Source organism: Vibrio sp. CUB2 (genome assembly GCF_001557945.1).
Classification (GTDB): Bacteria; Pseudomonadota; Gammaproteobacteria; order Enterobacterales; family Vibrionaceae; genus Vibrio; species Vibrio owensii.
In genome coordinates this window covers 1-14,768 of sequence record NZ_LNRB01000007.1, presented here as the reverse complement: position 1 = coordinate 14,768, position 14,768 = coordinate 1, and the positions used below count along the sequence as shown (strand labels likewise).

Genomic DNA, 14,768 nt, shown 5'->3' with positions numbered 1-14,768 from the left:
GCCCTCAGTGTTTTAGGAGTATAAATGAAGCTTTCAAGCCAGTTAGTGTTAAGTTCACTAGCTGTATTCGTATTGACTGCCTGTTCAGGTGGTGCAAACCAGCGTCGTCAAGCAAAAGACGACTTCGAGTACTTGAACACCCCTCCTCTTGAAGAGTGGAGTGTTCCCGCAGGTGCTGTTCCTCAGTTTTACCCTAACTACCGTATCCCACAAGGTGAGTACGCTGGTGGTATTGGTAAAGAAGTGGATATTCGTCCGCCGCAGCAAGTATTGGAATTGATCCCTGGTGCTCGCCTAGATCGCAGCAATGACGGTGAAGTAACACTGTGGCTGCTTCGCAAGGATGAATTGGATAAAGTTTGGCAAACCGTTCAAGACATGGTTGCTGAGAACAAGATCCCAGTAGAAAACCAAACCGACAATCGTATCGAAACAGGTTGGGTAACTTGGAACTCACCAGATGAAGACATGGAAATTGGCAGCCGCTACGAAATTACTCGTGGTGAGATGAACGGTCGCCATGGCTTTAAAGTGAGCTTGATTGATTGGCGTGAAGGCAATCAAGTTAAAGAAGTAACACGTACTAACCGTGAGCGTTACAACGTGTTTATGACTAACTTGGTTACTGCTCGTTATGACCAGCACGTTCGTGAAGAAGCACAGCGTAAAGCACAAGAGCTAGTGAAGCACATCCCAATTACTATGGGTAAAGACCGTAGCGGCCTACCAGTGATCATTGCTCGTGCTCAATACAACGTAGTGTGGAACCGCCTACCAGACATCATGCCGAAGATGGGCTTCACTATCGAAGAGCGCAGCCAATCTCAAGGTACGGTGACAGCGAAATACGCATCACCTGATGATGCTTTCTGGAATGACATCGGTGTGAAACCAGTAGACCTAGCAGCAGGTAAATATACTTTCCTATTGGGTGACTTGGGTAACCGTACTTCTATCAACATTACCGACTCTTCTGGTAAGCCAGTAGAAGAAGAATTCTTGAAGTCACTTGCGCCAGTATTGGCTGCGGTAGTGAAAGATTAATTGCTTAAGACAGCTAAGTAATTAGACACAGATAAACAAAAGGGACCTTCTTGGTCCCTTTTTAGTATTTGTTTTAATAAGAGTACTCAGTACTTTGGTTTGAGTTCAGAGTAAGCTCAAATGAGATATTAACGAGAGTCGTCTTTCTTCTCTCCATTTTCGCCGTAGCGTTCTTTATCCAGCTCGTTCAGCTTATCTAAATCGTTCTTACGACCTTTATCCATCTGACCAAACTTCATTTTTGCGGTGTACTTGAGCGCAGCAATATTTCCCACCACGATACTGACCACTATGATGATAATGACCCAAGGGTTGGTTAATAGTTCGATCATAGAGCCTCCGGCGGCGTGATATTGTGAATGAATTTGGTAACGACCTTATCCAAATTATTCAATATGACGTCAATCCCTGCAATGTTATCGATCTGATTTTGCTCAATAAGCTGATTTCTCAGAACTTCGGGCGTCAAATGGGTTAGACATTGCTGCCCTACAGAACGATGGCTGATGTGCCAGGGTTCAATGGCAACGCCACCCAAATCTTGCTGATAAGGGAAGAAGAAACCAAAGCGCTCTAAATTGGCTGCTAACCATTGATAGAAAGGTAACTGGTGACCTTCTAAGTATTCCCACGGCTCTAATTGCAATTTTGTGTCTGACGGTAGCAAGTTACGCGCGTAGACATCAAAATCACAACCCCAATGATGTCGGCTTCCGCCCGGTAGGGCAGACCAACGAAGAATGGCCATCAGCTTTTGTTCATCACTGAGCTCCGCCTTGTTTAGAGGCTGGGAGTGAGAATCTAAGATGGTTAAATCACCGGCAAACTTACCGTTCCAGATGGCTTTTTGGCGGTTGAAATCGCGAAAGCCGCTGGCAATTTCCATCTTAAACCCCGCTTTGTTTGCCGCATCAATCATCTGCAACAAATCATCTGCGACCTCTGGATGAAGCATAAAGGCTTTTTGACCCACTAAAGTGGATTGCAGATGCGAGTCAGTGATTCCGGTAAGTTGCTCTGGTGTCATGGTGTTCTCGTTAAATACTACTTGCTATGCACGTAGGCGCTATTTTGCTAACAGATGCTTTAACGTGTTCTCGTACATGTCAGTCAACTTTTCTAGATCGTCCACTTTCACGCACTCGTTCACTTTATGAATCGTCGCATTAACAGGGCCAAGTTCAACCACCTGACCACCCATGCGGGCGATAAAGCGACCATCAGATGTACCGCCTGTTGTCAGAAGAGCAGGTTTAGTGCTGTTTACTTCATCAACCGCTGCTACCACTGCGTCTAGCAATGCGCCAGTGTCAGTTAAGAACGGGTCGCCGTTGAAGGTCCATTTTAGATCGTAGTCTAGCTTGTGTTTATCCAGCGTCTCAGTGACGCGTTGAACGATCACTTCATTGCTGAGTTCAGTGCTAAAGCGCAGGTTGAACTGAACGTTGAACTCGCCAGGAATGACGTTAGACGCGCCAGTACCTGCTGAAACATTCGGGATCTGGAAACTAGTCGGAGGGAAGTAGTCGTTACCTTGGTCCCACTCTGTGGTGGCAAGCTCATGGATAGCCATTAGAGACTGGTGAACTGGGTTGTTTGCAAGGTGAGGGTAGGCCACGTGACCTTGTGTACCTTTTACGGTTAGGTCACCAGTGATTGAGCCGCGACGGCCATTTTTCACTACATCACCAACCACTTCTGTACTTGAAGGTTCGCCAACGATGCACATGTCGATGTTCTCGCCGCGTTCCATTAGCGTTTCAACAACGCGAACGGTACCGTTGATGAATGGGCCTTCTTCGTCTGAAGTGATCAAGAAGCCGATCGAGCCTTTGTGGTCTGGGTTTTCAGCAATAAAGCGCTCAACTGCAACCACCATACAAGCCAGTGAGCCCTTCATATCAGCCGCACCGCGACCGTGAAGGTAACCATCAATAATGGTCGGCTCAAATGGTGGTGTATCCCACTGTTCTAGCTTACCCGCTGGCACAACGTCTGTGTGGCCGGCAAAAGCAAACAATGGTGCTTCTGTACCACGGCGAGCCCAGAAGTTTGTGGTGTCTTCAAACACCATGACTTCGATTTCAAAACCAAGCGCTTTCAATCGCTCGATCATTACTTCCTGGCAGCCTGCATCTTCAGGCGTTACGGACTGGCGGCTAATCAGGTCTTTAGCAAGTGCCAGTACTGGACTGTCTGTCATCCTTGAATGTTCCTTAAATTAAGAGTTAAAAATGGTCGCGTATTGGTCTGCTTTGAAACCGATATGAAGTTGGTCTTCAACTTTCAAGATTGGACGCTTAATCATCGCTGGGTTTTCTACCAACAGCGCGATTGCGTTTTCTTCGTTAAGAGAATCTTTTTGCTCTTGAGTCAGTTGACGGAAAGTCGTGCCACGCTTGTTCAGAACTTGCTCCCAACCTAGTGCGTTACAAAATTCAGTTACCATTGCCGCATCGATACCTTGTTTGCGGTAGTCGTGAAAATCAAAAGCAACGTTTTCCGCTTCTAGCCATTTCTTGGCTTTTTTAATCGTGTCGCAGTTTGGGATGCCGAACATAGTGATCGTCATATTATTTCCTTTTCTCTTTGTACTTTACTTATCGGTTTGCGCTATGGAACGCCCGATTTTGCATTGTTTTTGGCTGTTCAAGCATCCTATCAAGAAGCAACCAATGTGACAAAATCATGCGGCGAATATTTCACAGGTCAGTGCTCTATTCAGGCTTATTTTGTAGCTCATTCCTCCACCAAATGGTGATCAGATTGATAAAAAACTCGGCTAAATAGCACGGAAAAGTCGAGTTATTGATCAAACGCAACATCTCGCCGAGCAAAAAAGAAATAATGAATCAGCACAATTTTAGGAGGTGTCAATGGAATTGAGTCCTGTTTTTGCAAGGCGGCTATATTTGGCCTTGTTGGTGGAAAACCTAGAAAGGCCAAATGTACCAAAATTGATCGAAAGAACGGGGTGGCCTCGTCGTACTATTCAAGATGTACTCAAGGCATTACCGGGGATCGGCATCGAACTCATCTTCGTTCAAGATGGTCGACGTCATAACGACGGCTATTACCAACTTTCGGATTGGGGACCTTTTGACAGTCAATGGGTTCTTGAGCGAGAGGGAGATATCGCTAGCAGTCTTGGATTTCGTGCATAAGCCAGCAATTGCTGGCTTTTTTTACGTCTGGAAAACGCTTATTGGCAGCGGTAGGCAGTACCCAGCACGCTGAAAGAAGTTACAAAGTCTTGAGGAGAGACCATGTAAACGGTGTCTGCTTCGAGCAAAGCGGCGTTGTTTTTCAAATCGGCCATCGCACCATGCATCATGGCATCGTTGGTGTAGAACAAGTAATTATACCAATGCCCTTCGCTACCAGTGACTTCACCTAAGTACTCGCATTGCTCTGGATTGAACTGACTATCAATGCGGATCTGCACATCACTACCTAGTTCAGTTGGCAGTATGGATGGTGATGAACACCCCATCAAAGCCAATGCGATGCTTCCTATCATCACATAACGTTGCATGCTATTTCCCCATCATGATGTAAGCCGCAAAACCTGCCCAACTCAAAACCAATAGCGCCCAAGGTAAGACGGCAGGTTTGCTCGTTGGTGCTTCAACGTTTGCTGAATCTTGTTCAACTACGTCATCGACTTGGCGTTGTTTTTCTCTCTGCTGCTTTTTCTTCGCTCTATCCGCTTGTCGGTTGCGCTCTTTCTGCTGCTTCTTGTACTGAGCAATGCCTTTCTCAATACCTTGAGCGATCAGTTTAGTCTGTTCTTTGGTTTGCCCTGGCTTTTGCGTGGATTTAGCAATCTTCATCGCTTCAGTTTGGGTTTCTAGGGAAGGAACGGGTGCTGCTGTGTTTTTCTTCTTCATGTTTCCATCGACGTCACTGTAAATCTAAACCTAGTTTACCTGCGTAAGATGATGAAATGAACTTTAGTTCTCAGCTTTGCTGGGTTGCAACTCTGAAGCGATCAGTTAAAGTGGCGTTTTTATGAAACTAAGAAGACGATATTGTGCGTTACTCATTTGATCAGTACGACGCTCATGGATTTTTGAAAGCGCCAATTATGTTATGGCTAGGGTGGATGTTCCTAGCGCGCTCTTGGGTGGTGTTTGCCATGGCAGGAGTGAGTAGAGACAGCGGTAGCAAGATATTATCGATTGTTTATCCCGACTCAAATACGCTATATCTCGGACTATCGATGGGTATTCCAAGTTTATTATTGATGTGGTTGATGGGCTTACGTCATCCAGACAGAGGTTGGGTGAATCAAATTACGCAGCATGGTCGTGCCATGACTTTGATCTTGTGCGGTATTCAATTGGTTCAGACCATGTATCATGTCTACTTAGAACATGGTGTATTCAACTGGGCAAACGCGCTCACTATTACCCTGTTAGCTTGGTTTATGATCTATCTTTTTAATGGAAGATGGGTGAAAGACTGTTTCAACGTGCCACAAGTTGAGCACAAAGAAGAACAGCCATCGAAGAATTAAGAACAAAAAATTCCCGCATGGGGCAATGTATAGAGGATTTCTCAATGTCACAAGCTCAAACGGCGATTGTGCCTGAAGCAGGACCATTTGCACTTTACACTCAGTTAAAAGTGAACCAAAACCGTGAAAACGTACTGGCGAAACTAAAAGCGCTACCTGAGCTAGTAAAAGAGCTCAATGCGAACCAACCAGGTGCAGACCTAACGATTTCTATCGCATTCACTAAGTCTTTCTGGCAGCACCTAAACATGCAAATGCCAGAAGAGTTGATTGATTTCCCACAATTGGGTGAAGGTGACGTGATTGCTCCGGCATCTGACGTTGATGTGCTGATCCACTGTCATTCAACGCGCCACGATTTGCACTTCTACGTTCTGCGTAAGTTCCTAGTGGACACAGCAGAAGATGTAACAATTGTTGACGAAACATACGGCTACCGTTACCTAGATGCTCGTGACATGACAGAATTTGTTGATGGCACAGAGAACCCGAAAGGCGACGCGCGTGCTGACGTTGCATTGATCAAAGACGGTGCTTTCGCTGGTGGTAGCTACGTGATGGTTCAACGCTTTGAGCACAACCTTCCTGCATGGAACCGTTTGAACGTATCTGCACAAGAGAAAGTAATTGGCCGTACTAAGCCAGATTCTATCGAGCTAGAAGATGTTCCTGCTGCTTCTCACGTAGGTCGTGTGGACATCAAAGAAGAAGGCAAAGGCCTTAAGATCGTTCGTCACAGCTTGCCATACGGCACAGTAACGGGCGCACACGGTCTGTTGTTCATCTCTTACTGCAACACTATCCACAACATCAAAGTGATGCTTGAGAGCATGTATGGTGTGACTGATGGTAAGACTGACCAACTGCTTCGCTTCACTAAAGCGGTAACAGGTGCGTACTTCTTCGCTCCTTCACAAGAAATGCTAGTGGAATTGGCGATTAAGTGATTCTTCGCTAACCCTCCAATGATTAAAAAGGCAGAGTGATCTGCCTTTTTTGTTTCCCCTCATTCTTGCCTGATAAGACTAACTGATCGTCAGTGGTCTTTTGCCATCAATGGCGCCTTTCTCTAGTTCGTAAAGTGGGCTGGTACTGTGACTGCTCCAGCGATGATCTTCGCGTGACTTCTTGCGATATTGCGTTGGCGTTACACCAATATAATTCTGAAAAGTCTCATAAAATCGGCTGCTAGAATTAAAACCTACCGTTAAAGCAATATCTAAAATTGTCCGGTCAGTATCACTCAACAGCGCTCTGGCGTGGTTAATCCGCATTGCCGTGATGTATTGCTTGATGGTCATCTGCATGGTTCGTTGGAACACGTTCATCGCGTAGTTAGTGTGCAGCCCAATGTGCTCTGCTATGTCTTTTATCGTGATCGGCTGGTTATGATGGGTGGCAATGTATTCCAGCATTTGACTGACGTAAAACTGCGAGTGCTTGGAGACGCCTTTCTTGGTCGACTTCTCTTGTTTATTGATGCTCAGTTGTAGCCAACCATCTAAGCACATTCTTTTTAACATCAAGCCAATTTCATCAATCGCTAATTGCTGGCGACTTTCCGAAGGGTGGCTTATTTCTTCAGCCCAGCGTGCTAACTCAAACTCGCTGACTAATGAACTGGCGTTTGATTGCAGCACACAACCATGGGTGATCTGATTGACGAAGTCTCGATTGAGCGTCCAAGACATAAAGTGGTGAATCGGAATATTGATGATCCCCATATTATGACTCTTGCCCGGATTGGTGAGTCGATGAGGAACTGACGCCCAAAACAATCCTATCGAGCCTGCTTTCACCACCACTGGGCTGCCATTAATGATGTACTCAACATCATCGCCAAAAGGAATGTTCACCTCTACTTGTCCATGCCAGTGATAACCCGGCATAGAGTGGGGCGGCCTAAGCTCGATATCGATTTTTTCATAAGATGAGTACAGCGAAAGTGGGCTTACAGAAACCGTTTCGGAAGAATACTTATCTTGAATCACGACTTTCAATGGATCTAACTCTACCTTCGCCATCGCCCACCTCTTAGGAAACTGTATAAGTTCTTTGTACTAAATCTGTTGAAACAAAACTCAGAACAGCTTCAAAAACACCGATTACTCTGTTTTATAAGATTTTGGTTATGTGACTTAAATCGCCGTGCTAGCAAGCTTCAGCGTATCTTTCCACCTTCTTTATCCGTGATTTACACAAAAATATCCCATTTCCTAAGATTTTTTATTGGTTGATTTTAAATATTAGGAAACGGGAGAGTGATTGGTTTATCTGAGACGAATTCGGCCTTGCGACAGGTGTAACTTAAATGCATCGAAACAAAAGTATGAAAGCAAAAAGGATTCAACTATGAAAAGCCCTAAAATCACATTCATCGGTGCGGGTTCTACGATTTTTGTGAAGAACATTCTTGGCGATGTGTTCCATAAGCCGGCCTTCAAAGGGGCGCAAATTGCCTTGATGGATATTGATGAAATCCGCTTGGAGGAATCACACCTAGTAGTAAGCAAGTTGATGGAATCATCCGGTGCGACGGGGATGATCACTTGTCACTTAAACCAAAAAGAAGCATTGCAAGGCGCAGACTTTGTCGTTATCGCATTCCAAATCGGTGGGTATGAGCCATGCACTGTAACGGACTTTGAGGTTTGCAAGCGTCACGGTTTGGAGCAAACCATCGCCGACACCTTAGGCCCTGGCGGCATCATGCGTTCACTGCGCACTATTCCTCACCTTTGGAGCGTGTGTGAAGACATGACTGAAGTGTGTCCAAATGCCACCATGCTCAACTACGTTAACCCAATGGCGATGAACACTTGGGCCATGTATGAGAAATACCCTCACATCAAACAAGTAGGCTTGTGCCATTCCGTGCAAGGGACGGCGGAAGAGCTGGCTCGCGACCTTGATATCGAATATTCAGACCTTCGTTACACCTGTGCTGGCATAAACCACATGGCTTATTACCTGACGTTCGAAAAGAAAAACGAGCAGGGGGAGTATGTCGACATTTATCCTGATTTGCTTGAGGCATTTGAATCAGGCCAGGCGCCGAAGCCGGGTCTGCACCACAATGGTCGCTGTACCAACCTAGTCCGCTACGAGATGTTTAAGAAGTTGGGCTACTTTGTGACGGAATCATCAGAACATTTTTCTGAATACACCCCATATTTCATCAAACCAAATCGCCCAGATCTGATCGAACGTTATAAAGTGCCATTGGATGAATATCCTAAACGTTGTGTAGAACAAATTGCTGATTGGAAAAAAGACCTCGAAGACTTCAAAAACGCGGATCAAATCACCGTCAAAGAGTCGCATGAATACGCGAGCACCATCATGAACTCGATTTGGACAGGCACGCCGAGTGTTATCTACGGCAACGTGAAGAATGAAGCGTTAATTGACAACTTGCCACAAGGTTGTTGTGTGGAGGTAGCTTGTCTGGTCGACGCAAATGGCGTTCAACCTATCAAAGCAGGCCGACTACCAAATCACTTAGCGGCATTAATGCAGACCAACATCAATGTTCAGACTCTGCTGACGGAAGCCATCCTCACTGAGAACCGAGATCGTATCTATCATGCTGCCATGCTTGATCCTCATACCGCAGCAGTGCTTGGACTCGAAGAGATTTATGCCCTTGTTGACGATTTGATTGAAGCACATGAAGGTTGGTTGCCTGCGTGGGTGCATCAGTAAATACAGAATCACAAAACCAATATCAATAAAAACGACAATAACGTGAATATACTGCGCCTTCTCGATGAGGGGGCGTAAGGAGTAACAAATGAGTATCTCTATGAATACCAAGCTAAGCTACGGCTTTGGCGCATTTGGTAAAGACTTCGCTATCACCATCGTTTACATGTACCTGATGTTCTACTACACCGATGTTGTTGGTATTTCGGCTGCCGTGGTGGGAACCATTTTCTTAATTGCGCGTATTTGGGATGCCGTGAATGACCCGATTATGGGTTGGATCGTGAACAACACTCGCACACGTTGGGGTAAATTTAAACCTTGGATCTTAATTGGCACCATTACCAACTCAGTGGTGTTGCTCATGTTGTTTAGTGCGCATCACATCGAAGGGCCATGGCTTATTGCTTATGCAGCAGTGACTTACATTTTGTGGGGCATGACCTACACCTTAATGGATATCCCTTTCTGGTCACTGGTTCCGACACTCACTCTGGACAAACGTGAGCGTGAAGAGCTTGTACCGTACCCTCGATTCTTTGCCAGTCTTGCATGGATTGTTACCGCCGCTATCGCAATGCCGTTCGTCAATTATGTTGGTGGCGACGACAAAGGATTTGGCTTCCAAGTGTTTGCGATTTTGCTTGTCGGTTGTTTCCTCGTCTCAACATATATCACGCTACGTAACGTGAAAGAGCGCTACTCAACCAGCAACCTTGACGTAACGAAACCTGAAGAAAAAGTCTCACTGAAGAAGCTTCTCTCGCTTATCTACAAAAATGACCAACTGACTAGCGTGCTTTGTATGGCACTGTCATACAACCTCGCTACCAACATCATCACAGCCTTTGCGGTTTACTACTTCACCTATGTAGTCGGTAATGAGGAACTTTTCCCTTACTACATGGCTTACGCTGGTATCGCGAACCTAATTACACTGGTGTTGTTCCCTAAATTGGCGCAAATGTTCTCACGTCGAGTGTTATGGGCGTGTGCATCGAGCTTCCCAATCCTAGGCAGTGCAGTCCTTATCTACGTAGGCATGTACGACAAACAAAGCATTCTGCTGATTTCTACCGCGGGTGTGTTATTGCAAATCGGTACGGCGCTATTTTGGGTACTGAACGTCATTATGGTGGCGGATACAGTGGACTATGGTGAGTACAAGCTAGGTTCACGCTGCGAGAGTATTGCTTACTCAGTACAAACGCTGGTGGTTAAAGCTGGTTCAGCTTTTGCGGCTTTCTTCATTGGTATCGCACTGACCGCAGTGGATTATGTACCGAACATGGAACAAAGCCCTGAAACCGTGTTTGGCATGCAATGCATCATGGTTGGTCTGCCTGCGTTCTTCTTCGCCATCGCTTTGGTTGTGTACTTCCGCTTCTACAAACTCAACGGTGCTTACCACCAAAAAATTCAGGATCACCTGACCGAGAAATACGACCATATCGTAGCCAACGATTCTGATGAGAAAACGAAAGTTTCTCCAGAATCCATTCAAGCGGTTTAACGCACCTTATAGCTATTAAAAAGTAACAATAAACATGCCGGCGTCTTCATTTTATGTCGCCGGCAGCATCCCGAATAAACGTTATCTAATAACCACGCTATCCCTACGAGAAAAAAATGAAACTGAAAATACTTGCTTCAGCGATTCTTGTCGCCCTTGCTTTGTCCGGTTGTAATAGCTCGTCTGATGATGATTCTTCGACAGGCGACAACCTTGTCTCAAATTCTACCTTTGAAAATGACGGTTTAGGGTGGAGTTACTGGTTTGCCAATGTGAAGTATGAAGACGCTTATGTTGGTGAGTCGATGGCGAGGATTGCCACCGGAACCAACCATCATGTAAGCCAAATAGTTACCGTTCCTGAGACGGGCTTTTATGATTTATCCGCCTTCATCAGCAGCCCAAGTGATGACGCCATTCTTGGCTTGAGTAATCTGACCGATGAGGTTCTAGTCAGCCAGACGATTGAAAAAACCAAAGACGAAAATACAGAGGGTGAAATATATAAGCCAAATACTCTGCCAGCTATTCCACTAGAGAAAGGCGAGCAAATTAAAGTCTGGTTTACAGGATCTGATGTCGGAGGTGTGAGCGTCGACAGTGTGTCTTTAGTAAGAGTGAACAGGAGCCAGCCTGTTAGTTTTAATCAAATCATTCAATTTAAAGCCGAGCAACAGGTCGGTGTGACGGGCATTGATAAAACTCAGCGAACCGTCGAGTTCCAAGTCCCTTATGGCACCGATTTAAGTGCCATAACGGTGAGTACACTTTTGGTTTCTGAACAAAGCCGACCAAATTTGGATGTGGGTGAAGTCGTGGACTTTACTCAACCAGTGCAAGCGGTAGTAACAGATGCAAATGGCAAAGAAGAAAAATGGACATTAACGGCGATTGAAAAAGAGAAGCAGGTTGTCGTCACGTCCTCGAATCAGAAACTTCAAGATTCGTTTGAATGGGCAATTGATAAAACACGTCGCTTCGTTATGACAGGGCAGCATGATCTGGTTAACCGTGATGAGAACAATAATGACGGTGATGGCACGGCTGATTACATTCCATCTTACTGGGCTGGCTATTTTGACCGAACGGCTTTCTACTCTCGCGACTTCTTACATCAAGCTAGTGGAGCCAAAATCGCTGGTCTAGATGCCGAAAACTTTTCGATGTTTAAGACCTTCGCTAAGCATTCTACGGAATCGAGAAAATGGTATACCTTGTGGGCGGTTAACTTTGATGGCACGCCACATACCATTGACTACAAAGATGACAGCTGGTTTGTACGTGAAGTGCCTGCGCAATTTGAGTTTGTGGAAAAAGCATGGAAGCAATATCAATGGACAGGTGACAAGCGTTACATCGAGGACCCAGATTTATGGCGTTTTTACACCAAGGTACTGACGGATTATATCGCGCTTCACGACGATCAAGATCCTAACGGTATTGCCGAAGGTTATGGTGGTATTTTTGAAGGATCCGCAACTTACAACGAGCGTGGCGAATTCCCAATTGAAGCCGGTGATGGCATAGGCTCTCAATACCAAGCGACGGTCGCGTATGCTGCAATGCTTGGAGCTCGTGAAGAGTACAGCGAGGCGGCGCTTTGGCAAGAGAAAGCACAGCAACTTAAAGACTTCTTTAATGAAGAATGGAGTATTGCGGATCCAAATAAACCGTTGGATAACTACGTTAACATCGTTCAGCGTGACGGCTTCCGTATGAATGACTTCGGTAAAGAAAACAGTTGGTTCATGCCAATGAAGCTGATCACTGAACCTGGAGAACGTAACGACCGCTACTTAGACTTTATTACAGAAAATCTGGGTGATGGAATTGGAAGTACGCCGGAAGCGCCATACAACATTGAGGCTTACACTTATATCCCTGAAACCTACTTCCCTTACAATCGTAATGCGGAAGCATGGAAGTGGATGCAGTACATCATGGATATCAAAGACGAGCCCCATGAGCGTCCAACTCAAGGTACTAACGGTGACTATCCTGAAATCTCTTTTACCTTTATTTCGAATACCATTGAGGGGTTGATGGGCATCAAGCCTGATGCGGCAAACCATCGAGTTGTAACCGCGTCACATCTAACAACCGATATTGACTGGCTTCAAGTTGAGCAGCTTCCGATGGGAGAGCACGAGCTAACTTTGCGTCATGATGGATTAGAACGGTCGACGCTAACCAATACCTCTGAGCAAAACTTAGAGTGGGAAGCTTGGTTCTATGGCGATTACCCGACGCTTGTTGTTGATGGGCAGTCTGTTCCTGCTGAGCACAAGTTCGTGAACGGACAACGAGTGAGTTATGTGACAGTTACTCTTGCGGCCAACTCAAGCAGCGAAGTAAGAAAATAATCTGAGTCGTCTTTGCTCATAAACACAAAGCCTAGTGTGTCATCACTAGGCTTTTTGCTATTCGCTGTCTCGTCGGGAAATGCGTAACCACATCTCTTTTCCAAAAAACACTAAACCTTTCTGAAACTTGGTCGATAAGTATCCAAAGCCTTAATTTCAGGACCCAATATTTGTGGCGATCACCGTTAATACCAATGTGGCAGCACTTGTCGCACAGCGTCATTTGACCAGTGCAACTGACATGCTGAACCAATCCATGGAGCGTTTGTCTTCAGGGAAGCGTATTAACAGCGCAAAGGATGACGCTGCGGGCCTGCAAATCTCCAACCGCTTGCAATCGCAAATGCGTGGTTTGGATGTTGCCGTGCGTAACGCGAACGACGGCATTTCCATTATGCAAACTGCGGAAGGCGCGATGAATGAAGTGACTAATATCATGCAACGTATGCGTGATTTGTCGCTACAGTCTGCTAACGGTTCAAACAGCAAAGCGGAACGTACAGCGCTGCAAGAAGAGGTCTCTGCTTTAAATGATGAGTTAAGTCGTATTGCGGAAACCACCTCATTTGGTGGGCGTAAATTACTGAATGGCACATTTGGCACATCGTCTTTTCAAATCGGTGCAACTGCTGGTGAAGCGGTACAAATTGGCCTACGGACTATGCAGCCGGAATCTTTTGCTAGCTTTTCTATGAGATCATCTCAAAGGGTCGGCTCCGATTGGACGGTTCAAAACGGAAACAACGATATTGTTATCCACTATCGTGATAACAATTTTGAAGAGCAGGAGATCCGTATTGAAGCTAAAGCAGGTGACGATATAGAAGAACTCGCTACTTACATTAATGGGCAAACCGATAAAGTAAAAGCGTCTGTTAATGAAGAGGGGCAACTGCAGTTACTGATGTCCTATAAAGATGCCATAGGATACCCTGGACCAACCTTCAGTGGTGGTTTGGGTGATGAGTTAGAGCTTGACAAGTATGTCACCGTAAAAAGAACGGTAGATAAAATTGATATCAGTACGGTGGGTGGTGCTCAGATGGCGGTTGGTATTCTAGATGATGCCATGAAAACAGTGGACAGCCATCGTGCTGAGCTAGGTGCGTATCAAAACCGCTTTAATCATGCGATCAATAATCTGGATAACATCCACGAAAACCTAGCGGCTTCGAACAGCCGTATTCAAGATACCGACTACGCCAAAGAAACCACTCAAATGGTGAAGCAGCAGATCTTACAACAGGTCAGTACTTCTATTCTGGCACAAGCAAAACAAGCGCCAAACCTTGCTTTGACGCTGCTTGGTTAATGATTAGCACCACACGAATTTAACGCAAAATCAGCCTGTATCGACAATTCGAAAAGAAGCTTTAGCGAAAAATGAAAGTTTTTTTGCTTTTTTATCCACTTCGTCACGATTACCCCTCCAAACGAATTATTTTCAAAAAAATCTAAAATTTTTTCTAAAGAAAACAGGGCATGCGCCGTTAATAAAAGTAACTTTGAGAGAACTACTTGGTTTTCCGAGACGTCGGAAACCGCTACATCGGAAAATCAATTGGAGAAATCACCATGGCAGTGAATGTAAACACAAACGTATCAGCGATGACCGCTCAGCGTT

At 45.4% G+C, this 14,768-nt stretch carries 15 protein-coding genes; 8 read left to right on the top strand and 7 right to left on the bottom strand.

Going from position 1 to position 14,768, the window contains the following annotated elements; genetic code table 11:
- Positions 1–24 precede the first annotated feature (24 nt).
- The gene (gene bamC / locus ATB78_RS12720) at positions 25–1,044 is read left to right on the top strand and encodes an outer membrane protein assembly factor BamC (protein WP_005436864.1); all 1,020 of its coding nucleotides are present in this window, start codon (positions 25–27) and stop codon (positions 1,042–1,044) included.
- Positions 1,045–1,172: 128 nt separating this feature from the next.
- Here the strand turns inward: bamC and ATB78_RS12715 are convergent, their stop codons facing one another.
- The 4 genes from ATB78_RS12715 to ATB78_RS12700 are packed head-to-tail and all read right to left on the bottom strand — an operon-like array spanning position 1,173 to position 3,616.
- On the bottom strand, positions 1,173–1,376 hold the full coding sequence (locus ATB78_RS12715; RefSeq protein WP_033005406.1) for a DUF2897 family protein: 204 nt from the start codon (positions 1,374–1,376) through the stop codon (positions 1,173–1,175).
- Complete coding sequence (locus ATB78_RS12710) at positions 1,373–2,071, bottom strand: M15 family metallopeptidase (RefSeq protein WP_061008835.1); 699 nt, start codon at positions 2,069–2,071, stop codon at positions 1,373–1,375. The genes ATB78_RS12715 and ATB78_RS12710 overlap by 4 nt, the downstream gene beginning before the upstream one ends.
- 39 nt (positions 2,072–2,110) lie before the next feature.
- Positions 2,111–3,247 (bottom strand): succinyl-diaminopimelate desuccinylase, encoded by a 1,137-nt coding sequence (gene dapE, locus ATB78_RS12705; RefSeq protein ID WP_061008834.1) that lies wholly within the window; start codon positions 3,245–3,247, stop codon positions 2,111–2,113.
- Positions 3,248–3,265: 18 nt separating this feature from the next.
- Complete coding sequence (locus ATB78_RS12700; RefSeq protein ID WP_005436871.1) at positions 3,266–3,616, bottom strand: ArsC family reductase; 351 nt, start codon at positions 3,614–3,616, stop codon at positions 3,266–3,268.
- A 304-nt stretch (positions 3,617–3,920) separates the two neighbouring features.
- On the opposite strand from ATB78_RS12700, the gene ATB78_RS12695 reads away from it, so the two are divergent.
- Positions 3,921–4,208, top strand: a complete 288-nt coding sequence (locus ATB78_RS12695) for a helix-turn-helix domain-containing protein (RefSeq protein ID WP_005445349.1) — start codon at positions 3,921–3,923, stop codon at positions 4,206–4,208.
- Between the two features lie 38 nt (positions 4,209–4,246).
- Here the strand turns inward: ATB78_RS12695 and ATB78_RS12690 are convergent, their stop codons facing one another.
- Positions 4,247–4,579: a DUF4156 domain-containing protein gene (locus ATB78_RS12690; RefSeq protein WP_005436874.1), complete on the bottom strand. Its 333-nt coding sequence runs from the start codon at positions 4,577–4,579 to the stop codon at positions 4,247–4,249.
- A gap of 1 nt (position 4,580) precedes the next feature.
- Positions 4,581–4,934 carry a DUF2956 domain-containing protein gene (locus tag ATB78_RS12685; protein ID WP_061008833.1) on the bottom strand — a complete coding sequence of 118 codons (354 nt, stop codon included), beginning with the start codon at positions 4,932–4,934 and terminating at the stop codon, positions 4,581–4,583.
- A gap of 143 nt (positions 4,935–5,077) precedes the next feature.
- Between ATB78_RS12685 and ATB78_RS12680 the strand changes: the two genes are divergently transcribed.
- Positions 5,078–5,563 (top strand): DUF2919 domain-containing protein, encoded by a 486-nt coding sequence (locus ATB78_RS12680; protein ID WP_027726641.1) that lies wholly within the window; start codon positions 5,078–5,080, stop codon positions 5,561–5,563.
- 44 nt (positions 5,564–5,607) lie between these two features.
- Positions 5,608–6,510: a Dyp-type peroxidase gene (locus ATB78_RS12675; protein WP_061008832.1), complete on the top strand. Its 903-nt coding sequence runs from the start codon at positions 5,608–5,610 to the stop codon at positions 6,508–6,510.
- Positions 6,511–6,588: 78 nt separating this feature from the next.
- Here the strand turns inward: ATB78_RS12675 and melR are convergent, their stop codons facing one another.
- Entirely contained in the window at positions 6,589–7,587 is a 999-nt protein-coding gene (gene melR / locus ATB78_RS12670) for a transcriptional regulator MelR (protein ID WP_061008831.1), read from the bottom strand.
- A gap of 328 nt (positions 7,588–7,915) precedes the next feature.
- Here melR and ATB78_RS12665 point away from each other — a divergent pair, with 328 nt between their 5' ends.
- From ATB78_RS12665 to ATB78_RS12650, 4 genes are all read left to right on the top strand, one after another.
- Positions 7,916–9,268, top strand: coding sequence for an alpha-glucosidase/alpha-galactosidase (locus ATB78_RS12665; RefSeq protein WP_061008830.1), 1,353 nt, complete (start codon positions 7,916–7,918; stop codon positions 9,266–9,268).
- An 88-nt stretch (positions 9,269–9,356) separates the two neighbouring features.
- Positions 9,357–10,781, top strand: a complete 1,425-nt coding sequence (gene melB, locus ATB78_RS12660; RefSeq protein WP_045480582.1) for a melibiose:sodium transporter MelB — start codon at positions 9,357–9,359, stop codon at positions 10,779–10,781.
- Between the two features lie 116 nt (positions 10,782–10,897).
- Entirely contained in the window at positions 10,898–13,144 is a 2,247-nt protein-coding gene (locus tag ATB78_RS12655; RefSeq protein ID WP_061008829.1) for a hypothetical protein, read from the top strand.
- A 172-nt stretch (positions 13,145–13,316) separates the two neighbouring features.
- Positions 13,317–14,456: a flagellin gene (locus tag ATB78_RS12650; protein WP_061008828.1), complete on the top strand. Its 1,140-nt coding sequence runs from the start codon at positions 13,317–13,319 to the stop codon at positions 14,454–14,456.
- The last annotated feature ends 312 nt before the right edge of the window (positions 14,457–14,768 follow it).